The following is a 21979-nucleotide window of genomic DNA, read 5'->3' on the forward strand; positions in this document are numbered from 1 at the left end:
GGTCTGCCCATCCGGCACGGTCCGAAGAGCCGGACGACGGGCCCCAGCCAGGGGCCGGTCGTCCGGCTTTGACGTTCCCGGACTGCGCGTGACGGCGCAGTCACCTTCTGACAGCGCGTCGGAGCCCAAACACCCCGGCTGCCACGGCCGTCACCGCCGCGGACCCGGTGATCTCGGTCATGGCGGTCGGCTCGGTCATGGCGGTCAGGGCCTGCGGACCTGCGCGGGCCGCATGGCCGTCACCGTACTCACAGGACCGATTGCACCGCGTCCGACACCGCCCCGATCCGGGTGTAGACACCCGGGTGGGCGGCCTCCGCACACCCGGTACCCCAGGAGGCCAGCCCGGCCAGGCGGCCCTCGACCACCATCGGCCCACCGCTGTCACCCTGGCAGGCGTCCTTGCCGCCCTTCTCCTCACCGGCACAGACCATGCTCCGGGCGTCGAACTTGCCCTGCGACCCGCCCGGATAGGCGCGGCCACACGTCTCGTCGGAGATGACCGGCACGTCCACCTCACGCAGCGTGGGCGAGTAGTGACCGTTCCCGACGGTGTCCCCCCAGCCGTAGACCTGCGAGCGCGTGCCCGGCCGGTACGACTCGGTCTCGCCCTGGCCGACCAGCGGGATCACCGGCCGCGAGCCCTGCGACTTCGCCAGGGTGAGCACCGCCACATCGTCCGTGTTGGCTCTGAAGGAGTAGGCGGGGTGAACCCAGATCGCAGCCACCTCCACCTCGCTCCCGGCCCGGCCGGTCAGATCCTCCCGCCCCACCAGGACGCGCAGTCCCGGGCGGTCCACCCGGCGGCCCGTGCCCTCGTCGTAGAAGCAGTGCGCGGCGGTGACCACCCTGGTCGGCGTCACCAGCGCGCCGCCGCAGAACTGGCCGGACCGGGCGCTCCCGAACTGCTGCCTGCTGGCCAGCGCCACCACCCACGGATGAGCCGCGCTGCTGGCCGGCGTGCCGCCGATGATCCGGCGCTGCGCCTCGGCGGGCGAGGCCGGCCCCAGCGCCACCAGTGGCACCGGCAGTGCGACGAGCAGCGCCAGCGCGGCCACTCGGCGGCGGGTGCGCCGAGGCCGGGTGGCAGACGGGGCGTCCAGCAGGTCAGGGGTGGGCGGCACCGTGTCTCCAGGTTGATTCGGCGGCAGGCAACCGGCACAGCGTAGTTGATCGACTACACCCCGCCACGTTCCCTCGCGCGCGGAACACCCGGACGAGCGAAAGGACTTCCCCCGCAATGACGAAAGGAGGCCCGGAGCATGGCTCCGGGCCTCCTCGGTGCGACACCGGGCGTCGCGGGGACCGCTAGTCCAGGTAGTCGCGCAGCACCTGGGAACGGGACGGGTGGCGCAGCTTGGACATCGTCTTGGACTCGATCTGGCGGATGCGCTCACGGGTGACCCCGTAGACCTTGCCGATCTCGTCCAGCGTCTTCGGCTGACCGTCCGTCAGGCCGAAGCGCATCGAGACCACGCCCGCCTCGCGCTCGCTGAGGGTGTCCAGCACCGAGTGCAGCTGCTCCTGGAGCAGGGTGAAGCTGACCGCGTCGGCCGGGACGACGGCCTCGGAGTCCTCGATGAGGTCACCGAACTCGCTGTCGCCGTCCTCACCGAGCGGGGTGTGCAGGGAGATGGGCTCGCGGCCGTACTTCTGGACCTCGATGACCTTCTCGGGGGTCATGTCGAGTTCCTTGGCCAGCTCCTCCGGGGTGGGCTCGCGGCCCAGGTCCTGGAGCATCTGGCGCTGGACGCGGGCCAGCTTGTTGATGACCTCGACCATGTGCACCGGGATACGGATGGTGCGGGCCTGGTCGGCCATCGCTCGGGTGATCGCCTGACGGATCCACCAGGTGGCGTACGTGGAGAACTTGTAGCCCTTGGTGTAGTCGAACTTCTCGACTGCGCGGATCAGACCGAGGTTGCCCTCCTGGATCAAGTCCAGGAACAGCATGCCGCGGCCGGTGTAGCGCTTGGCCAGCGAGACCACGAGACGGAGGTTGGCCTCCAGCAGGTGGTTCTTGGCGCGGCGGCCGTCCTCGGCGATGATCTCCAGCTCGCGCTTGAGCTTGGGGGCGAGCTTGTCGGCGGCGCTGAGCTTGTCCTCCGCGAAGAGGCCGGCCTCGATGCGCTTGGCGAGCTCGACCTCCTGCTCGGCGTTGAGCAGCGGGACCTTGCCGATCTGCTTCAGGTAGTCCTTGACCGGGTCGGCGGTGGCGCCGGCGACGGCGACCTGCTGGGCAGGGGCGTCGTCCTCGTCGTCGTCGGAGAGCACGAAGCCCTGCGACTCCTCCTCGGGCTCGGCCTCCTCGCCGGCCTTGTCGCCCGGCAGCGCGACGTCCTCGAGCAGCTCTTCCTCGCCGCCCGCGTCCTCGTCGCCCTTGCCGCCCTTGGCGGTGGTCTTCTTGGCAGCGGTCTTCTTGGCGGGGGCGGCGGCCTTCTTGGCCACCGCCTTCTTGGCCGGCGCAGCGGCCTTCTTGGCCGGGGCCTTGGCCTCGGCGAGGGTGACGGTCTCCTCGACCGTGACCTCGGCCGAGACCGTGCTCACGGCGACGGTCGCGGCCGGGCTGACCGGCGCGCCGGGGGCGATCCGCACGGGGGGCTTGGTGGGGGCGGCCGGAGTCCGAGTGGTGACCGCCTTGGTGGCGGTGCGCTTGGTGGTGCTCTTGGCCGCGACGCTCTTGCGCTTGGCGCCGGCCGGTTCGGCCGCGCTGACCATGAGGTCCACCCCTTCCTCAATCAGAACCTGGTTGAGGCTGCGCATGACGTTCTTCCACTTGGTGACCGGGATCTGGTCCGCCTCGAAAGCCTGACGCACGTCGTCACCGGCGATCTGCCCCTGGGCCTTGCCCCGCTCGATGAGCGCCAGCAAAGCCGCGGACTCGGCGATCTCGGGGGGGAGCGAACGGGATGTGCTGGCCGACACGAACAACCTCTCGGACGATGAGTGGACTCGAACCCGTACCGGGCCGCCCGAGGGGGCGGGGAAGGATCACGCACGGCAGCGCGCGGCGTCGATTCCGACCGACTCGGGCTTGAGGACTGGGTTTGCAGGACGGCAGCAGCGCCGCAGACCAACACAGCATTCTGACATGGTGGTCGTATTCCGGAGTTGCTTCCGCTCCGTACACATCGCTGCTACCCGTCAAGTGTTACGCATGCCGTTGGTGTCGCGGGTCACACCGTCCGGCGCGCGCGGCCCAAGGCCCCTCCCGGCCCTCCCCCGGCGTTGCTCCCGGGGCTGCCCTCCGCGCTGATTCCCATCGTGCCACGTGCAGCTGCGGTGCCGGTCACGGCCCACGTCGTGGCCGCCGTCACGCCGGTCTTCATCCTGGTCACGGTGGTCCTGCTCGTCCTGGTGGTGCTCGTCCTGGCCGCCCTGCCTGTCCTGCCTGTCCTGCTGGCTCGGTGTGCCGTGTCGCCCAGGCGGTGCTTCCCGGGGCTGCGCCCGGACACGGACACGGCCCTCCGGCTGCGCCGTGTGGGGCAGCCGGAGGGCCATCGGATCGCGGTCCCGTCTCGGTCCGTCGGGTGCCCGCTCAGTGCTCGCGGGGGGCCGGGACCGAGGGCTCGACCTCCGGGTGGACGGTGAGCAGCGCGCGCATGGCGGCCTCGCCGGCGGTGCCGTCCCCGGTGCCGAGGGCGTCGACCAGGCGGGCGTGCAGGCTGACCGAGGACTCCGAGGGGCGCTCGCAGGAGGTGGCCGGGCCGCCGGAGACCTGAAGGGCGCCGGAGACGATCCCGGAGAGGTGCTCCAGCATCCGATTGCCGGCCATCTGCAGGACCAGCACGTGCAGCTCGGCGTCGGCCCGGGTGTACGTGACCAGATCGGCCTGCGAAGTCGCGTGGCCCATGATCTCGGTCAGCTCGACCAGCCGGTGCTGGACGTCCTCGCGGCCGTGGCCGGCGGCCAGGCGGGCCGCCAGCGGCTCGATCGCCCAGCGGAGCTCGAACAGCTCCCGGCGCTGCTCGTCACGCTGCGGGCCGAATGCACGCCACTCGATGATGTCCGGGTCGAGCAGGTTCCAGTCGGCGACCGGGCGGACCCGGGTACCCACATTCGGCCGGGCGCTGACCAGGCCCTTGGCCTCCAGGACACGCAGCGACTCGCGGACGACGGTGCGGGACACCTCGAACCGCTGGCCGATCTCCTCCGGCACGAGCGGGCGGTCGGCGCCGAGGTCACCGGAGACGATCATCTGGCCGAGCTGCTGGACCAGCTGGCCGTGCAGGCCGCGGCCACGGCTGCTGGTGGTCTTGCGGCCGACCCGGACGAGGTCGGACTCGGTGCCCTCCCAGCGGGGTGCGGGCGGGGTCGGCCGGTCGGCGTAGGAGAATCGGTCCAACTCACCGGGGCCCTGGGGGCCGCTTTCGGCGGGGCGGGCGGAGGTCATGGTGGGGTGCGCAAGGGTACTCACAGGTCCTTTGTCGGCGATCGGAGAGCCCAGCTTGAGGATTCTCGTGAAAAGCACACGAAAGGGTGATCGCCCGCGACTGGATAATTGACTTCTTATCAGGCAGAACCGCTTATTTCGGCCACTCTTTGTCGATCTTCGCAACGGGCTGTCACCACCCACGGTCACAAGGCACGGTCACCACCGCCCGCCGCAGCCCGCGATCAGAGCTCGCGCCGCCGGGTCTGGACCAGCAGGCACAGGAGCAGCAGCACGCCCACCGGGGCCACCAGGGCCGCGCCCAGCACCTGGCCGGTGAGGCCGAGCGCGTCGGTGACGGCCTGGACGGGGGCCGCGGCGCCGGCGGCGGCCGGGCGGGCGCCGTACGCCCACTGGTAGCCGTACCGGGCGGGAAGCAGCTCGGAGGCATGGGCGGCCCAGTGCGCGCCGGCGCGGCGTACCAGCAGCGCCAGGGCGGAGTCGAACAGCGCGGGCACGGCACATAGCAGCAGGAACCCGGCGGTCGCGCTGCGGGTCAGCGAGGCCGTCAGCACCCCGGTCGCACCGGCTCCCACGACCAGGGCGGTGAACACCCCGAGCGCCCCGAGCGCCCCGAGCGTGGCCGACGGGTGCCGGGCGGCGTCGCCCAGGGCCGCGGCAACGGAGCCCGGCGAGAAGACCCGCGAGGTGTCCACCCCGGGCAGTGCCACGAACCGCGTCACCACGGCGTCGAGCAGGACCGTGACCCCGGCGAGCAACGCGGACAGCACCCCGGTCACGGCGAGCTTGCCGAGCAGCAGCCGTGCCCGGCGCAGGTAGGGCACCCGTGACGCCGGGAGACCCGGGTGGCGGACCTCGTGCCCGTACGAGAGGGCCCCCAGGGCACCCGCCCCCAGGGCAGCGATCGGCAGTGGGAGCAGCGGCACGGCGGCGGTCAGCGAGCGGACCGCGTCCGGTGCGGTGAGCTGCCCGGCCGGCAGCTGGCGGGTGAGCAGGGCGGCGACGGCCGCGTCACACAGCAGCACGCCGGCGAGGAGGATCCAGGTCGAGCGGAGGCCGCGCAGTCGGCGCAGCTCGTAGGCCAGTACGCGCACGGGGTCACTCGCTCCGGTGGTCGGGCCCGGTGACGGGCCGGGGGACGGGGTTCAGGACGATGGTCGGCTCGTCCCGGAACAGCGGAAGGGGCTCGGGCCGCTGCGACCGTCCGGCGGCGGGCGGGGCGTCCGGGGTCCGGTGGGCGCCGGCGGTGTGGCGGGAACCCGCGGCGGGCCGGTGTTCCTCGGGCTGCTCGGCCGGGTCGTGGTCGTCGCCGGGAGGGTCCACCAGGGCCGCCCGGACGGCGGACAGCGCGGCCGACAGGCCGGCGGAGGGTCTGCGGGCGGCGGACCGACCGGTGTGGGCACCGCCTCCGGACAGCTCACCGGCGCGAGGCAGGCCGGGTGCGTGGGCCCGCTTGGCGGGGAGAGCCGCCGCCCCTTCCCTGCCCGAGACGGCAGGAGTGGCGGGAGCGGCGGGAGCGGCGGAGGCGGAGGCGGCGACGCCTGATCGGAGCGCACGGTCCGGCGTCGGGGCCGGCGCGGCAGGCGCGGCGGCAGTGGCCGATGCGGGGGCCGGCGCGGGGCCGGGGCTCTGGCCGACGATGGTGGCGCGCTTGACCTGCACGTGGCCGGAGCGGCCCGAGGAGCTCGGCAGGGTCGCTCTGGGTGCGGGCTGCTCGACCGCGCGGTCGGAGAGCTCGTGCAGCAGGATGCCGTTTCGGTAGGCGAGCTCACCGATCTCGGTGCGCCCGATCCCGACCACGGCGAGGCCCGCCCCGCCGTCCCGGCGGACCTGGGCGCCCTGCCCGATGAGCAGATCGGCGAGCCTGGCCATCTGGGGGCCGCGCACCGCCACCTCGGGGCGGAGCCTCGTCCGGCGGAACTCGGCGACCGGCTGGTCGGTGACGAGCCTGCCCTGGTCCAGGGTGAGTACCCGGTCGGCGAGCTGGGCGGCCTCCTGCGGGGTCCGGGTGGTCACCAGGACCGTCCCGCCCGCGACGGCGAAGGAGCGCAGGAAGGAGTGGAACCACTCGACGTTCCGGGGGGAGAGCCCTTCGGTCGGCGCGTCCAGCAGCAGGGTGCCCGGAGTGCCGAGCAGGGCGGCGGCCAGGGCCAGCCGGCGGCTCATGCCCGGTGAGAAGGAGCGGAGCCGGTGGTCGGCGACGGTCGCGAGACGGGTCTGCTCCAGCAGCTCGTCGGCCCGGCCGGCCGGCACGCCCACGGCGGCTGCCAGCATCCGCAGGTGGCCGCGGGCCTTGCGGCCGGGGTGGCCGCCCATGCTCCGGGGGGTATGCAGGACGACTCCGACCTCGCGCTCGGGGCGGCGCAGGCGGCGGTAGGTGCGGCCGTCGAAGAGGGCGACGCCCAGACCGCGTTCGAGTTGGAGCATCAGCCGCAGCGCGGTGCTCTTGCCCGAGTTCTCCGGGCCGAGCAGGGCGGTCACCACGCCGGGCCTGGCGTCGAAGGTGAGGTCCAACAGCGCCGGGGGGCGACCTCGGCGGTAGATCTTGGTCAGTCCGGTGCTCTGGATCATCGCTGGCGCTCCCATGCCTTCGGCCGGCCCGGTCTGCGCGACGTCGATCGTCACCGTCCGTCCCGCGCCAGCACACTAGGTCTCCGCCATGGAGATTTCGGGCATTACGGGAGCGGCACGGGCAGCCCACCCGCACACCTCACCCGATCAGGGGACAATCCGACCCGGGATCGATCGGGCGGGCGGGGTCGCGGCCGGGCCGTCGGGCCGTGGCCCGGGCTCGGGCCGGGGCCTGCGAGCTGACCGGGCTACAGTCCGTGGGCCCGGCGTCAGGACTCCGGGCCCACGGTGGTCAGGAGTCCGGGCGGAGCATCGGCGGGTTGAGCACGGTGGCGCCACCGGCCGTGAAGAGCTGCGCCGGGCGGCCACCCTGACGAGTGGTGGTACCGCCGGAAGGCAGCAGGAAGCCCGGCGTGCCGGTGACCTTACGGTGGAAGTTCCGCGGGTCGAGCGCCACCCCCCAGACCGCCTCGTACACCCGGCGCAGCTCGCCGACGGTGAACTCGGGCGGGCAGAACGCGGTGGCGAGCGAGGAGTACTCGATCTTGGAGCGGGCACGCTCGACGCCGTCGGCGAGGATCAGGCCGTGGTCGAACGCGAGCGGCACGCCGTCCGCCGGGTTCTGGCCGAGCAGCTCCGCCGCCGGCGCCCAGCGAGCGCTGCTGGCGTCCCCGCCGGGGCGGGGCGTGGGCAGGTCCGGCGCGAGCACCAGGTAGGCGACGCTGACGACGCGCATCCGCGGGTCCCGCTGCGGGTGGCCGTAGGTCGCGAGCTGCTCAAGGTGGGCAGCCGCCGAGCCGTGGCCGGGGGCCGAGTGCGCGCGCAGGCCGGTCTCCTCGGCGAGCTCGCGGGAGGCGGCCTCGGCGAGGCCCTCGTCCGGGCGGACGAAGCCACCGGGCAGCGCCCAGTACCCCTGGAAGGGCGGTTCGCCACGTCGCACCAGCAGTGCACACAGCGCGTGGTCCCGCACCGTCAGCACCACCAGGTCGACCGTGACAGCGAACGGGGGGAAGGCTGACGGGTCATAACGCGACATGACGCCGATCATAGTCGTCTCTCTGACGATAAGCACAGGCCGACGACGCGCCCGGCCTCGGAGGTCTAGGGAGCTGCCTGCGCCGGCCGCCTTCCAGACGCCGTGCCGGGGTGTGCCACGCGGCCGGTGACGGGTGGTGGGCGGGTGGCGGGTAGGGCCCAGCAGGTGGTGGGCGCGGCGGACCGGGCCGCGCCCCCGGGCTCAGCGGGCGCCGAGCTGCAACGCGCCGGACGCCTCCTCCACCACCGCGACGCCGATCCGGCTCACCCGGACCGAGAACGGCTCGCCCGCCACCCGCAGGCCGGTGAGCTCCAGCTCACCGAGCGGAGCCGTACTCGCCGGACGGACCAGCACCCGCCCGGCCGGGACGTCCGGCCGCACCCCGGCCAGCGCGAACACCGCGTGCGCGGCGCCCGCCGCCGAAACGGCCGCCGGATGGCTGGCCGCCGGATGGGGCACGGGTGGGCAGCCGGCCACCCGCTGCTCCCCCGCGTACATCTCGGGCAGTCGCCCGTCGAAGTGCGCGGCCGCGCCGAGCAGCCCCTCCAGCAGGGCGCCCGCCTCGCGTTCGAAGCCGGCGTCGGCCAGGCCCGCCACCGCGAGGGCGCTCTCGTGGACGCGGACGGCTCCGCTGCGGTGGCCGAGCGGGTTGAACCGGGCGGACTTGGCGCTGAGCGTGCGCAGGCCCCAGCCGCAGTCCAGCTCCGGAGCCGCCAGCCGCTGGGCCAGGACCCGGGCCTGCTCGCGGTCGAGCAGGCCCTCGTGCAGCTCTCCCTCGGCCGCCAGGCCGAGGTCGAGCAGGTGGACCAGCGAGGCCGTCACCGCGGGCATCGGGCGGCCGCCCGGGGCAAGCGCCGCCGCCGGCCGCCCGCCTGACAGGTCGTCGATCCAGAACTGATCACGAAAGCGCGCCCGCAGTGCGGCCGCCCAGCCGCACCACTCCTCCGCTCCCGGCCGGCCGAAGGCCGCCAGCAGCTCCGCGCCGTGCAGCGCGGCCCGATGGGCCTGGGCCTGGACATCGCTGCGGGCCGCCGGCGGGTGCGCCGCACGCTCCTCCGCCGGGCGGCTCAGGTCGGTGACGAAGCCCTCGACCAGGCCGCCGCGCAGCGCCGCGAGTGCCCGCTCGGCGGCCGGGAGCAGCTCCGCGACCTCCTGCCGGGGCAGCCCCCAGCGCCAGGCCTCGGCCAGCACGGTGACGAAGAGCAGGGTGGCCTCGGTGGCGGTGCAGGAGGGCGGAAGATCGGGGCCGGCGTGCCGCATGGCGCCCGGGAGCAGGCCCTCCGTGTGCTGACCGGGGCCGGTGGCGATCTGCTGACGGCGCGCCAGGGCCCGGAGCGTCCCCGCCGCGAGCCGGGTGCCCAGGGGCAGCGTCAGTCTGGCCGCCCAGAGTGCGTCGGCCGGGGCGAGGCCGAAGCGCCAGGGGGCGCCGGAGGCGGCGTAGAGGTCGGTGGGGCGGTCGGGGTCGGCGAGCAGCAGCCCGGCCAGGGCGTCCAGCGAGCGCGGAACGAGCAGCTCGGCCCGGTGGTCGTCGCACCGCACGTTCGGCTCGGACCAGGGCAGCGGGACTCCGGCACCCCGGCCGCCCGGGGGGCGGGGGCCGGGCAGCGCGCTCTCCAGCTCGGTACGCAGCTCGACGGACCAGCGGGCGCCGGGCTGGATCTCCAAGTCCCAGCGCAGTACGCCGGCTCCGGCGAGGACGGCGTGCGGCGAAGGCTTTGCGGTGACGGTCGCGCTGTGGGCGGGGTTCGCCCAGCGCAGTCCGGCGGACTGCACCTGGCAGGGCAGGTCCGGTGAGCGCTGGCCGGCGGCGATCTCGGCGACCGGGCCGAGGTCGGTGCCGAGGGCCAGCTCCAGCGGGAGGCGGGCCGGGCGGGCGCCGGTGTTGCGCACGGTCACGGTCTCCACGCCGTCGGCGTGCCGAAGCCGCTCCACGGTGAGCGCCGGGTCCGGGTCCGGGTCGCCGGGGAGGCGGACGGCGCCGAGGAACCGCGCTTCGGCGGCCGAGGTGAGGGTGCCCTGGAGCGGCAGCGGCTCGATCCCGCCCAGCCTCAGCTCCATCCGTGCCACGACCCGGATGCCGGAGCGATAGAAGCCGTGCAGGCCGTGGCCGCGCAGCTGTCCGTCCGGGCCGGAGGCCGCCATCGCCGGCGCGTTGACGCAGAGGATGGTGTGGTGGGCGGCGGCGGGCTGCGGCCGCGGCGGCGCCATCGGGCGCTGCTGGCCCGGGTGGGCCTGGTCGGGCCGTGCGGCTGGTCTCGGTGCGCCGACCACACTCTCGGCCGGCGCGGCCTGTGGTGGCCTCATGGCGGTCACCGGACTCTCCTCCCCTCGGCGGTCCGGTGGCCGGTCAGGCCGGTCGGCCGCGCGCGTGCTCGATCGCGTTCTGGTGGTGCTGGGCCGGCAGGAGTCCCCGTCGGTCCTTTGCTGACCTCCCGCCAGGCGGGTTCGGTCCTGCGCACAGGGCCGGCCAGGCCGGTGGGCCCCGGCCGGGCCGATGGGCCGGCCGGCTCGTAGGTCCACGCCTCTGCGGAGCCTTGGACCGGTGGGCCCGTGGACTCCTGAAACCCCCGACCCGTGAGCCGGTGGGCCCGCGAGGCCCGCTGTGCGCTCGGACCGGCCGGCAGGCCGTGGCCGAGAGCTCGCGGGGCCTCCGGTGCGGGCTCGGTCGATGTGCACCGGGACCGGCACCGGCCGGCGCCGGCCGCACGGCCCGGCCGTGATCGCCCCGGGGTGCCGGGTGGCCACGCCGCCCGAACACCCGCGCACGGACGACGGCACGGCCCACCGCCCCGGCACGGCATCCCGCAGGATGAACGCCCGGGACCCGCGACAGGTCACGCCGTGACACCCGACTCGGTACCCGCCCGGCGAAATCCGACGCCGACAGCCTGCCCCGCCGGCCGGCCGGCACCCACCGCTCGGGGGCCGTGTGCGCCGTCGCGTCAGGGCCGGTGTCCGGCACCCGGCGAGGCGGTGCCCGACCGCCGCCAGGATACGGTGCGGGAGTCCCGGCGTCGGCACCGGCAACCCCGTGAGCGGCGGCGCGACAGCTGTGACCAGCAGATACCGAGGAGTTGTATGTCCACCGCCAGCCGGCTGCCCGGGATTGTCACGACCGATCACGTCTTCCACGTGCCGCTCGACCACGCCGCCCCGGAGGGCGAGCAGATCGAGGTGTACGCGCGCGAGGTGGTGGCCTGCGGCCGGGAGGCCGATGACCTGCCCTGGCTGCTCTTCCTGCAGGGCGGCCCCGGTGGCAAGGCCGGCCGCCCGCTCGGCCGGGACGGCTGGCTGGTGCGCGCCCTGGACGGCTACCGGGTGCTGCTGCTCGACCAGCGCGGCACCGGACGGTCCACGCCCGCCAACCGGCAGACGCTCGCCCGCCACGGCGGGCCGCGGGAGCAGGCCGACTACCTGGCGCACTTCCGGGCCGACTCGATCGTGCGCGACGCCGAGCTGATCCGCCGCCGGCTGCTGGGCGAGGACCGGCGGTGGAGCCTGCTCGGGCAGAGCTTCGGCGGCTTCTGCACGCTGACCTACCTCTCGCTGGCGCCGGAAGGGCTGCGCGAGGCCTTCGTGACCGGAGGTCTGGCAGGGCTGCGCAGCTCGGCCGAGGACGTCTACCGCTCGGCGTACCCCCGGGTCGTGCGCAAGAACGAGGCGCACTACGCCCGCTACCCGCAGGACGTGGCGGCGGTGCGACGGATCGCGGCGTACCTGGGCGACTCCCCCGCCGTACTCCCGGACGGCGGGCTGCTCACCGTCCAGGCCTTCCAGTCCCTGGGCATGATGCTCGGGCGCGGCAACGGGTCGGACAGCCTGCACTACCTGCTGGAGGAGGCCTGGATCGAGGGCGCGGCCGGGCCGGAGCTCTCGGACACGTTCCTGGCCGGCGTCCACGCCGCGCTGTCGTTCGTCGAGGGCCCGCTGTACGCGGTGCTGCACGAGTCGATCTACGGGCAGCGGTCGGTGGACCCGGCGGGCACGGCGTGGGCGGCCGAGCGGGTACGCAAGGAGTTCGCGGAGTTCGACGCCGAGGCCGCGCTCGAGTCGGGGGCTCCGGTGCTGTTCACCGGGGAGATGATCTACCCCTGGATGTTCGAGACCGACCCCGCGCTGCGCCCGCTCCGAGAGGTGGCCCAGCTGCTGGCCGAGCGGACCGACTGGCCCGACCTTTACGACCCGCAGCGCCTGGCGGCCAACGAGGTGCCGGTGATGGCGGCCGTGTACCACGACGACATGTACGTGGACACCGCCGACTCGCTGGAGACGGCGCGTGCGGTGCGCGGGCTTCGCACGTGGATCACCAACGAGTGGGAGCACGACGGGCTGCGGGTGAGCGGCGGAAAGGTGCTCGACCGGCTGATCGCGATGGCGCGCGGCGAGGTGTAGCGCCTCGCCGGGGCGGCGCGGCCGCCCTGTGCCGGGTGTGAAGGCCGGCCCGGGAGCGGGCGCGGCTCGCCGCCGTGCGCTCGGGCGGGTGGTCGGACGACGACTGTGGCTCCTGCTCCACTCCGGGGGCAGGCGACGCGCTCCGGCGCATCGCCGGGCGGCGCCGGGTTCGGCGGGCAGTGTGGTGGCGCGCATGTCACGATCCGATCGTCTGCTCGGGGGTCAGGGCCGCCGCCCTGGCACCGCCGGCCCGGCGCACCCGCCGGCGCAGTCTGGTGCGGCGCCGGGGTGGCGGCCTGCGGTCATCCTCGGAACGGGCTGCGGGCTGGCCCGGCTCGGGCGGCCCCTGCGGATCGGGCGCCGCAACGCCGGCGGCCCCGCAGTCGGCCTCGTCGTTGCCCGGCGGCCGGCTACGCGCCGGCGCGTCGCCGGGTGGGTTCCCGACGGGGTCGGCGGGCGCGGGTGGCTCGGCGGGCGTGGACGTGGCGGACGAGGCGGACGGCGGCCGCTCGGACCGGTGGGATGGACCGGGAGACGTTCTGGCGGCCCGCCCGGCCCGCTCGGCCCGCACGCTCGCCAGCAGCAGGTCGGGCGCCAGCCCGCCGTTGAGCGATTCGTACAGCAGCTGGGCCAGCAGGTAGTGCGGGTCCAGATCCAGCGCGCGGGCCAGCACCACCCGGGCCGTCGCGCTGTCCCCGGCGAGCCAGGAGACCCAGGCCAGCAGGGTGAGCGGCGCGGGCGCGCAGCTCTCGAAGGGCGGTACACAGCGTCGGGCCAGGAACCGCCACAGCCGCTGGGCCGGGCCGAGTTCGGCGGGCTCCGCGTACTCGGCGGCGCGATCGCGGGTGCGCTTGTCCTGGAGTGCGAGGAGGAGCAGCGCCGCCCGCTGCTCGTCGAGCTCGCGCGCGCCGGCGGCGAACTCCGCCATGGCCCGCTCCAGCAGGCCCGCCGCCCGTTCGGGCGTCAGTGCCGGGCCGCCCCCGCCCGGGCGGTGCCGGGCCGCCGCCCGGGCGATGGCCCGACGCTGGGAGTCCGCCCCGGGCGGCCCGATCGGGGCCAGCCCGGCGATGATCGCCCGGCGGCTGCCGCGTGGCGCCAGCCCCGCAACGGTCGCGGCCACCGCGACCGGCCCGGGACCGGCCACGGAGCGGATCGGGTTGCCCGTCGGGGCGCAGCAGTCCGCGCCCCGGCAGAGGAAGGACCGCCAGCGGCCGTCGGAGATGCAGAGCGACTCCTTGACCTTCACGCCCCTACCCTCGAAGGCGGCGCGCAAGGCGTCGGCCAGCGGTCTGAGCCCGTCGAGCACCTGCGGGCCGCCCCCCTCCCGCGGATCGCGGCACAGGTACAGCAGCACCTGTGCCGGGCGGCGGTCGCGCTGCTCGGAGAGCCGCAGGAGCAGGCGGGCCGTCTCGGTGGCCACGCGCCGCCAGGTGGCCGGGTTCTCCGGGATGTCGATCCGGATCACCCCGCCCTGGTGCAGGTCGGTGCCCTGCAGGCCGACCGCGACGATGCTGTCGTCCGGGAAGAAGCCCATCAGGTAGGGCAGCGCCTCCGCCATGTCGCCGGGGCCACGCATTCTGACCGGCGGGTGGCCGGGGATCGGACCGCCGGGCTGCGAAATGTCTCGCTCGTCGTTCATGGACGGAAGAATGCCGGACGCGGAATTCGCCGGCAGAAATTATCTCCAGCCTGTGGATAAACCCGGCCTGTGAATATCGTTCACTCTCCCGAGTGACAGCAAAGTCACTCACATGGAGCAGTTCTGACGGTAATTCAGATTCTCTTCGGACTATCTCTGGCCATGCACGCCGCCCTCCGGGAGCCCGCACCGCAGGCGCTCGTTCGTCGTTTGTCGGTCCCTCGGGGTTACATGGACGCATGGATCAGCCTGAGACCCACCACGCGACCGACTCCGGCACCACCGCCGCCCACCGCGCCGACGTCCGGGCGCGGGCCGAGGCCGTGCTGCGCGAGCTCGCCGGAGCCGGCGCGACGCTGCGCGAGGACCAGTGGCTGGCGATCGAGGCACTGGTCGTCGACCACCGCAGGGCGCTGGTCGTGCAGCGGACCGGCTGGGGCAAGTCCGCCGTCTACTTCATCGCCACCGCACTGCTGCGGGGCCGGGGTGCGGGCCCCACCGTGATCGTCTCCCCACTGCTCGCCCTGATGCGCAACCAGGTGGAGTCGGCCGCCCGGGCGGGCATCCACGCCCGCACCATCAACTCGGCGAACACCGACGAGTGGGACGCGATCCAGGCCGAGGTGGCGGCCGGCGCCGTCGACATCCTGCTGGTCAGCCCGGAGCGGCTGAACAACCCCGACTTCCGCGACCAGGTGCTCCCCAAGCTCGCCGCCTCCACCGGCCTCCTGGTCGTCGACGAGGCACACTGCATCTCCGACTGGGGCCACGACTTCCGCCCCGACTACCGGCGGCTGCGCACCATGCTCGCCGACCTCTCGCCGGGCGTCCCGGTGCTGGCGACCACCGCGACCGCCAACGCCCGGGTCACCGCCGATGTCGCCGAGCAGCTGGGCACGGGCAGCGGCGACGAGCGCGCGCTGGTGCTGCGCGGAGCGCTCGACCGCGAGAGCCTCAGCCTGGGTGTGCTCTCGCTGCCCGACCCCGCCCACCGGCTCGCCTGGCTGGCCGACCACCTCGACCGGCTGCCCGGGTCGGGGATCGTCTACACGCTCACGGTGGCCGCCGCCGACGAGGTCACCGCGTTCCTGCGCGAACGGGGCTTCACGGTGGCCTCGTACTCGGGCCGGACCGAGGACGCCGAGCGCCGCACCGCCGAGGCAGACCTGCTGGCCAACCGCGTCAAGGCACTGGTCGCCACATCCGCGCTCGGCATGGGCTTCGACAAGCCGGACCTCGGGTTCGTGGTGCACCTGGGCTCGCCGAGCTCCCCGATCGCCTACTACCAGCAGGTCGGCCGCGCCGGGCGCGGGGTCGACCGGGCCGAGGTGCTCCTGCTGCCCGGCCGTGAGGACGAGGCGATCTGGCGCTACTTCGCCTCGCTCGCCTTCCCGCCCGAGGCGCAGGTCCGCCGGACGATCGACGCGCTGGCCGAGGCGGGCAGGCCGCTGTCCACCGCCGCGCTGGAGCCACGGGTCGATCTGCGCCGGGCCCGGCTGGAGACGATGCTGAAGGTGCTGGACGTGGACGGTGCCGTCCGGCGGGTCAAGGGCGGCTGGACGTCCACCGGCGAGAGCTGGGCGTACGACACCGCGCGGTACGCCAAGGTCGCCGCCTCGCGCGAGGCCGAGCAGCGGGCGATGCGTGAGTACGCCTCCACCGGCGGCTGCCGGATGGAGTTCCTGCGCCGACAGCTGGACGACGAGCAGGCCGCCCCCTGCGGCCGCTGCGACAACTGCGCGGGCCCCCGGCACACCGCCGACGTCTCGGCCGAGGCGCTGGACGCGGCCCGCGCGGCCCTGGGCCGGCCGGGCGTGACGTTCGAGCCGCGGCGGCTCTGGCCGACCGGCATGGACGCGCTCGGTGTCCCGCTCAAGGGCCGCATTCCGGCCGGCGAGCAGGCCGAGACCGGGCGGGCGCTCGGCCGGCTCTCCGACATCGGCTGGGGCAACCGGCTGCGGGCGATGCTGGCCGAGCAGGCGCCCGACGCACCGGTGCCGTCCGACGTCATGAACGCGCTGGTCGCCGTGCTGGCCGACTGGGCGCGCGGCCCCGGCGGCTGGGCCGGCCCGGAGACATCCGAGGGCAGCCGATCGGAGCGGCCGGTCGGCGTCATCACGATGGCTTCGAGCACCCGGCCGCAGCTGGTGGAGAGCCTGGGGGCGCAGATCGCGACGATCGGGCGGCTGCCGATGCTCGGGCGGGTCGAGTACGCGGCCGGCCGGCCCCCGCACGGCGCGCGCAGCAACAGCGCGCAGCGGCTGCACTCACTCGCGGGGGCGCTGGTGCTGCCGCCCGAGGTGCAGTCCGCGGTGGCGGCCGCGGCTGGGCCCGTGCTGCTGGTCGACGATTCGGTCGACTCGGGCTGGACGGTCACGGTGGCGGCCCGGCTGCTGCGCAGGGCGGGCGCCGCCGCGGTGCTGCCGCTGGTGCTGGCCGTCCAGGGCTGACACCGGCTCCGCTGCGGGCGGGCGCGGCATCAGCCGGGTGAGGCGGTTGCTCCACGAGCGAGGGGAGCCCGGGCGCGGGAGAGCCGGAGGAGGAGCGAACGGGCGCAGGAGCGGAGGAGACCGGCGGGGAGGAGGCGGGCGGAAGGCGCCGCAGGGAGAGGGACTGGACGGAGAGGGGGCGGAACGGACGGGGATCCACCGGGATCGATGGGTGCACGGGCCTTGCGCAGGAAGCGCGGCGCAGCGCGGGCAGTGCGCGCCAGGCCGGGAGATGTTGCTGGTGTGGCGGCTGCTTCGCGTGGGGAGCCAACCCTCTTCGCACATTTGTACGTCTGATCAGGTCACGGCGGATTGACGGCTGAGCGATAGTGGCATATATGCGGCAGAACGTCGACTTCCGGGCGACGTTCATCATTTCATCATTGCCGCTCCGACCCGTTTAACGCGAGAATTGGGCGGTACCCCGAGCCCGGTCCGACGGACCCGCCTTCGGCGTACTCACACGCCGGCGCGCCCGGTGGCTCGGGAAAGGAGGATCGTGATCAACGGTAACGACCAAGATCAGCATCCCCTCGCCCGGAGCGCCAATCGCAGACGCGTCCTCGACGTGGAGACCTGGGCAGCCTCCGGCGTACCACTGCTGGCCGAACCACGCGAGTTCGTCACGGAGCTGCACCAGCGTCATCTGCCCCAGCCCGGCACGGTGATCGTCGCCGTACTGGACGCCCAGCAGTCCGTCACGGCCTCGGCATCCTTCGCGCCCCGGCCGCACCACCTCGACGGATGGCAGCACCGCAACGCACTGCTGGCCCAACTGCGCCTGATCACCCCGCACGACCTACGGCTGGCCCGGCCGAGCCGCACCGCCGTCCTGCTGCGCTGCCGGGAGGGCGCCGCAGGCTGGACCGAACAGGACGGCGCGTGGATGTGGGCCCTGCGCGACGCGGCCGCCCTGCACGGGCTGCGCTGCGGCTCGTACATCGCGCTCACCCCGACCGGCTGGCAGACCCTGGGCGACGGCCGCAGCGGGCGCGACCCCCACGCGGGATCCTGGGCGGACGGACCGCTCCACACCGTCACCGAGCTGCCCACCCGGACCACCCGCGAGACGCAGCCGCCCGAACGCCCCTGGGGACCGGCCCGGATGGCGGCCATCGAGCCCGCCAGACGGACCGCCGCACGCTGACCGTGCCCACAGCGCCGGATCCCCCGGGATGCCGGCGCTGCGAAGCACGGACGAGCGGGCGCACGAGCACGCACGACGAGCGGGTATGACGAGCGGGCGTGAGGCGCCTGGGGCGGGAGGCCACAGACGGCAACCGGTGGCGGAGACCCGGACGGCGCCGGACCGCGCCGTGGCGCCCCGGGGCGCCGCCGCACGGGCCAGCACGGCCGTCCGGACGCCGGCGTCCGGACGGCGCGATCAGGCCAGGACGGCGCGGCTGCCCGGCCCGCCCGGCGCACCGACGAGATCGGCCTCGCCACAGACCACCAGCAGCTCGCCCGCGCGGCCGAGGGCTCCGCGGTACGCGTCCGCCGCCCGCGTCCCGGCGCCGTCGTTGACGACGAGCACCACGACCTCACGCCGCGCCGACCGGGCCAGTGCGGCCGCCGCGTCGGCGTAGAACACGTCGCCGCCCTCGGCGAGCTGCGCCCAGTAGCGCTCCTCTCCGAAGGAGAGCTCGTGCTGCTGCCACGGGTGCGGCGCGCCGACGGTCAGGACCAGCACCTCGCCCGGCGGGCGGCCGGACTCCAGCAGCAGGTCCACGGCCTCGTCGGCGCGCTCCAGCGCGTCGCGGACACCGGCCGCGACGTACCGAACGGCCGGCGCCTGGCGGCGTGGGCCCGGGCCCGGCTTGGGCGCCGGGGCAGGCCGGGGCGACGGCACCGGCCGCCGGGCCTGCGGCGGCGCAGGGCGCGGCGGCGCGGGGCGGGGCCCCGGGACGGCCGGGACGGCTTTCGGGGTGACAACGGGGGACGCGCTGCCGGCGGCAGGCGTACGGAGGGCTTGTGCGTCCGACTCGCGGGGGAAGGGAACGCCGGGGCCCGGGATGCTCTCGTGAATCTCCGGCTCCTCGGGGAAGACAGGCATACCCGGATATCTATCAAATGGCGTTCGGCTGCGCACGGGCACCCCACCCTTTGAGCACCGCACGCCACACGCTCCACACTCCACAGACCCACGACCCACCCCCGGGCGCCACCCCGTGGACATCAGGCCACCTGCCCGCCCCGGCCCGCAGTGAGCGGACGATCCGTCAGAACCCGAGGGTCAGTTGCTCGTCCGCCCCGGCGAGGGGCAGTCGTTCGCGCTTGAGGTGGCGCCACTTCGGCAGTCCGTCGAGGTAGGCCCAGGACAGCCGGTGCTGCTCGGTCGGACCGTGCTCCTCCAGCGCCGCGCGGTGCACCGGGGACGGGTAGCCGGCGTTCTCGGCGAAGCCGTACTCGGGGTGATCCAGGCCGAGTTCGGCCATCATGCCGTCGCGGTGGACCTTGGCCAGCACCGAGGCCGCCGAGACACACACGCAGGACTGGTCGCCCTTGATCACCGTGCGCACCTGCCAGGGGCCGCCCAGGTAGTCGTGCTTGCCGTCGAGGATCACCGCGTCGGGCCGCACCGGCAGGGCCTCCAGCGCCCGGACGGCGGCCAGCCGCAGCGCCGCCGTCATGCCCAGCTCGTCGCACTCCTGCGCCGAGGCGTGGCCGAGGGCGTACGCGGTGACCCAGTCCACGAGAATCGGCGCGAGTGCGGTGCGGCGGCGCTCGGTGAGCAGCTTGGAGTCGGTGAGCCCCTCGGGCGCCCTGCGCAGCCCGGTGATCGCCGCGCCGACGGTGACCGGACCGGCCCAGGCTCCACGCCCGACCTCGTCGAGACCGGCGACCAGCTTCGCCCCGGCGCGACGCAGGGAGCGCTCGACGGAGTGGGTCGGGGGGACGTAGGGCATCGGTCTGTCCGTTCAGCTAGGGCTGCCTCCAGCCTAAGCCCCACGGCACAAGCCCCACGGCGGACGGCCGGACAGGAGCAAAAGGGGCGAAGCGGGACCAGTCAGCCACCGCACCGCACCCGCACCCGCACCCGCACCCGCACCCGCTAGCTTCGCACCAGCGGCAGCAGCACCTCGTCCACCAGCTCCGCAGTGAACCCCGGGCCCAGCGTCCCGCCGCACATCTTCCACTGGTACATCAGCATCGCCGGCGCGACGTCGACGACCATGGACCCGGCCACGCCCGGGCGGACGTCACCGCGCGCCTCGCCCCGCCGCAGGATGCCCGAGGTGGCGCACTTGGCCGGGTCGACCACCCGCTCGATGACGAACTCCCGGAAGACTCCGGCCCGCTCCTGCTCCAGTTCGGACATCAGGGCATGCATCGCGCCCCCCGCACGGGAGTTGAGCGCCTCGATGAAACGGTCGATGAGCTGCACGAACTCGCTGCGGGCGGACCCGAGGTCGGGGATGTCGGTAAAGGGTGGGAGAGTTGAGTCCAGGGCGTCCAGGACCAGTTCGACCTTCGATGTCCAACGCCGGTACAGCGCGGCCTTCCCGGTGCGCGCCGCACCGGCGACGCCTTCCATCGTCAGTCGCGCGTACCCGCCGGAGGTGAGCTGGTCGAGAGTGGCGTCGAAGATCGCGCGCTCCAGCTCCTTGCCTCGTCGGCGCGCCGGCCTGGCGAACACCTCGGCCACACCGGACCTCAGCGAGCAACTCGCTTGCTGCGCCCGGGCCGCGTGGCCATCCGCCGCGCCTGTCCGCCGAATCATCTGATCCATCGCCACCAACCCTAGAGAACGCTTGCGTTCACAATCACGCAGCCGCTATCGTCCACTTTAGTGAACGGTTGCGTTCCTTCATAGCCTGCGGCCGCAGCGCGGCACACCGCCCGGGGGCCGGCCGGCAGCATACAAAGCAATAGCCAGCAGGGGGCACATCTTGGCTATCTCAGACACTCTCAGCAAGCACACCTCACCACCCGACGGCCAGGCCAGGAACAAGGCCATCACCCTGACGGTGATCGCGGCCACCCAGCTCATGGTGGTCCTCGACGCGACGATCGTGAACATCGCACTCCCGCAGATCCGGGACCAGTTCGCCTTCTCCACCACGGACCTGTCCTGGGTGATCAACGCCTACACGCTCACCTTCGGCGGCCTGCTGCTGTTGGGCGGCCGGGCCGGGGACATCCTCGGGCGGCGCAGGGTGTTCATCGCCGGCACGCTGCTCTTCGGCTTCGCCTCTCTGCTCGGCGGCCTGGCCCAGAACGGCGAGATGCTGCTGGCCGCGCGCGCCCTGCAGGGCATCGGCGGCGCGATCTGTTCGCCCACCGCCTTCGCGCTCATCGCCACCAACTTCGAGGAGGGGCCCGAGCGCAACAAGGCCTTCGGGGTCTTCTCGGCGGTGGCCGGATCAGGCGCCGCGATCGGCCTGCTGGCCGGCGGTCTGCTGACCGAGTACCTGGACTGGCGCTGGGTGTTCTTCGTCAACGTCCCGATCGCCGCGCTGATCGCGTTCGCCGCGCCGCGCTACATCGCCGAGTCCGAGCGCCGGGCCGGCAGGTTCGACATCCCCGGGGCGCTGACCTCGACCGTCGGCCTGGTCAGCCTGGTGTACGGGTTCATCCGCGCGGCGTCGGACGGCTGGTCGGACCCGCTGACGCTGGGGTCCTTCGCCGTCGGCGTGCTGCTGGTCGCCGCGTTCCTGGTGATCGAGCGGCGCACCGCCCAGCCGATCACCCCGCTGCACCTGTTCGCCAACCGCAACCGCACCGGCGGCCTGGTGATGATGCTCTGCCTGGCCGCGGCCATGTTCGGCATCTTCTTCTACATCACCCTGTTCGTACAGGGGCCGTTGGGCTACAGCCCGCTGCGCGCGGGCTTCGCCTTCCTGCCGATCAGCGCCTCGATCATCGTGGCCGCGCAGATCGCCTCCACCCTCCAGGTGAAGTACGGCCCCAAGCCGTTCATGGTCTCGGGCGCCGTGCTGGTGACCGCCGGCCTCAGCTGGCTCACCCAGATGAGCGCGGACAGCGGCTATCTCGACGGGGTGCTCGGCCCCACGGTCGTGTTCGGCTTCGGCATGGGTCTGATCTTCGTACCGGTGATGCTGCTGGCCGTCGCGGGTGTCGCGGGAGAGGACACCGGCGCGGCCTCCGGCCTGCTCAACTCGATGCAGCAGATCGGTGGTTCGCTCGGTCTGTCGATCCTGACCACGGTCTTCGCCACCGCCGCCCGCGAGGAGGCCACCCGGCAGGTCCCTGCCTTCATGGCCGGCGCCACGCCCGAGCAGAAGGCCGAGTTCCTCAGCAAGCACGAGCTTCCCGTCGGGTCGAACTGGGCCAACGAGGTGCTGGCGTACGGCATCTCGCACGGCTTCATCGCCGGCGCCGCGATGGCCGGGGTCGCCCTGCTGGTGGCCGTCTTCGCGATCAAGGCGAAGGCGAGTGACCTGCCGACCGATGGTGCCGCGGGCGCCGTCCTCTGACGGCCGCCCCACCAGCGCGCA

General features: G+C 74.1%; 15 protein-coding genes. 4 read left to right on the top strand and 11 right to left on the bottom strand.

Annotation, left to right across the window (positions count from 1 at the left end):
- Positions 1–248: 248 nt before the first annotated feature.
- The 7 genes from ACIBH3_RS22930 to ACIBH3_RS22960 form a co-directional block, all read right to left on the bottom strand.
- Entirely contained in the window at positions 249–1124 is an 876-nt protein-coding gene (locus ACIBH3_RS22930) for a S1 family peptidase (protein WP_396313902.1), read from the bottom strand.
- Positions 1125–1308: 184 nt separating this feature from the next.
- Positions 1309–2925: an RNA polymerase sigma factor gene (locus tag ACIBH3_RS22935; RefSeq protein ID WP_396313903.1), complete on the bottom strand. Its 1617-nt coding sequence runs from the start codon at positions 2923–2925 to the stop codon at positions 1309–1311.
- Positions 2926–3538: 613 nt separating this feature from the next.
- Positions 3539–4471 carry a FadR/GntR family transcriptional regulator gene (locus ACIBH3_RS22940; RefSeq protein WP_396313904.1) on the bottom strand — a complete coding sequence of 311 codons (933 nt, stop codon included), beginning with the start codon at positions 4469–4471 and terminating at the stop codon, positions 3539–3541.
- A 146-nt stretch (positions 4472–4617) separates the two neighbouring features.
- Positions 4618–5487: a hypothetical protein gene (locus ACIBH3_RS22945; protein WP_396313905.1), complete on the bottom strand. Its 870-nt coding sequence runs from the start codon at positions 5485–5487 to the stop codon at positions 4618–4620.
- Positions 5488–5491: 4 nt separating this feature from the next.
- Complete coding sequence (locus ACIBH3_RS22950) at positions 5492–6964, bottom strand: ATP-binding cassette domain-containing protein (RefSeq protein WP_396313906.1); 1473 nt, start codon at positions 6962–6964, stop codon at positions 5492–5494.
- Positions 6965–7256: 292 nt separating this feature from the next.
- Positions 7257–8000 carry an NUDIX domain-containing protein gene (locus ACIBH3_RS22955; protein WP_396313907.1) on the bottom strand — a complete coding sequence of 248 codons (744 nt, stop codon included), beginning with the start codon at positions 7998–8000 and terminating at the stop codon, positions 7257–7259.
- Between the two features lie 201 nt (positions 8001–8201).
- Complete coding sequence (locus ACIBH3_RS22960) at positions 8202–10304, bottom strand: glycogen debranching N-terminal domain-containing protein (RefSeq protein ID WP_396313975.1); 2103 nt, start codon at positions 10302–10304, stop codon at positions 8202–8204.
- A 774-nt stretch (positions 10305–11078) separates the two neighbouring features.
- Between ACIBH3_RS22960 and ACIBH3_RS22965 the strand changes: the two genes are divergently transcribed.
- Positions 11079–12392 carry an alpha/beta fold hydrolase gene (locus ACIBH3_RS22965; protein ID WP_396313908.1) on the top strand — a complete coding sequence of 438 codons (1314 nt, stop codon included), beginning with the start codon at positions 11079–11081 and terminating at the stop codon, positions 12390–12392.
- A gap of 196 nt (positions 12393–12588) precedes the next feature.
- On the opposite strand, the gene ACIBH3_RS22970 is transcribed toward ACIBH3_RS22965, so the two are convergent.
- Positions 12589–14031 (bottom strand): DUF4192 domain-containing protein, encoded by a 1443-nt coding sequence (locus ACIBH3_RS22970; RefSeq protein ID WP_396313909.1) that lies wholly within the window; start codon positions 14029–14031, stop codon positions 12589–12591.
- Positions 14032–14270: 239 nt separating this feature from the next.
- Between ACIBH3_RS22970 and ACIBH3_RS22975 the strand changes: the two genes are divergently transcribed.
- Both ACIBH3_RS22975 and ACIBH3_RS22980 read left to right on the top strand, forming a co-directional pair.
- Positions 14271–16481 carry a RecQ family ATP-dependent DNA helicase gene (locus ACIBH3_RS22975; RefSeq protein ID WP_396313910.1) on the top strand — a complete coding sequence of 737 codons (2211 nt, stop codon included), beginning with the start codon at positions 14271–14273 and terminating at the stop codon, positions 16479–16481.
- Positions 16482–17019: 538 nt separating this feature from the next.
- Positions 17020–17667 (top strand): hypothetical protein, encoded by a 648-nt coding sequence (locus ACIBH3_RS22980; protein WP_396313911.1) that lies wholly within the window; start codon positions 17020–17022, stop codon positions 17665–17667.
- 237 nt (positions 17668–17904) lie between these two features.
- On the opposite strand, the gene ACIBH3_RS22985 is transcribed toward ACIBH3_RS22980, so the two are convergent.
- From ACIBH3_RS22985 to ACIBH3_RS22995, 3 genes are all read right to left on the bottom strand, one after another.
- The gene (locus tag ACIBH3_RS22985; protein ID WP_396313912.1) at positions 17905–18573 is read right to left on the bottom strand and encodes a hypothetical protein; all 669 of its coding nucleotides are present in this window, start codon (positions 18571–18573) and stop codon (positions 17905–17907) included.
- Between the two features lie 166 nt (positions 18574–18739).
- A complete protein-coding gene (locus ACIBH3_RS22990) occupies positions 18740–19426 on the bottom strand; it encodes a ribonuclease HII (protein ID WP_396313913.1) in 687 nt (228 codons plus the stop codon).
- 146 nt (positions 19427–19572) lie between these two features.
- Positions 19573–20166, bottom strand: a complete 594-nt coding sequence (locus ACIBH3_RS22995; RefSeq protein WP_396313914.1) for a TetR/AcrR family transcriptional regulator — start codon at positions 20164–20166, stop codon at positions 19573–19575.
- 244 nt (positions 20167–20410) lie between these two features.
- Between ACIBH3_RS22995 and ACIBH3_RS23000 the strand changes: the two genes are divergently transcribed.
- Entirely contained in the window at positions 20411–21958 is a 1548-nt protein-coding gene (locus ACIBH3_RS23000) for an MFS transporter (protein ID WP_396313915.1), read from the top strand.
- The last annotated feature ends 21 nt before the right edge of the window (positions 21959–21979 follow it).

It is taken from the genome of Kitasatospora sp. NPDC050543, from assembly GCF_044457565.1.
Lineage (GTDB): Bacteria > Actinomycetota > Actinomycetes > Streptomycetales > Streptomycetaceae > Kitasatospora.

Excerpts from the sequence above, each read along its gene's own strand:
- ACIBH3_RS22950 (WP_396313906.1), bottom strand. The coding sequence starts at position 6,964 with ATGATCCAGAGCACCGGACTGACCAAGATCTACCGCCGAGGTCGCCCC.
- ACIBH3_RS22955 (WP_396313907.1), bottom strand. The coding sequence starts at position 8,000 with ATGTCGCGTTATGACCCGTCAGCCTTCCCCCCGTTCGCTGTCACGGTC.
- ACIBH3_RS22960 (WP_396313975.1), bottom strand. The coding sequence starts at position 10,304 with ATGAGGCCACCACAGGCCGCGCCGGCCGAGAGTGTGGTCGGCGCACCG.
- ACIBH3_RS22965 (WP_396313908.1), top strand. The coding sequence starts at position 11,079 with ATGTCCACCGCCAGCCGGCTGCCCGGGATTGTCACGACCGATCACGTC.
- ACIBH3_RS22970 (WP_396313909.1), bottom strand. The coding sequence starts at position 14,031 with ATGAACGACGAGCGAGACATTTCGCAGCCCGGCGGTCCGATCCCCGGC.
- ACIBH3_RS22975 (WP_396313910.1), top strand. The coding sequence starts at position 14,271 with ATGGATCAGCCTGAGACCCACCACGCGACCGACTCCGGCACCACCGCC.
- ACIBH3_RS22985 (WP_396313912.1), bottom strand. The coding sequence starts at position 18,573 with ATGCCTGTCTTCCCCGAGGAGCCGGAGATTCACGAGAGCATCCCGGGC.
- ACIBH3_RS22990 (WP_396313913.1), bottom strand. The coding sequence starts at position 19,426 with ATGCCCTACGTCCCCCCGACCCACTCCGTCGAGCGCTCCCTGCGTCGC.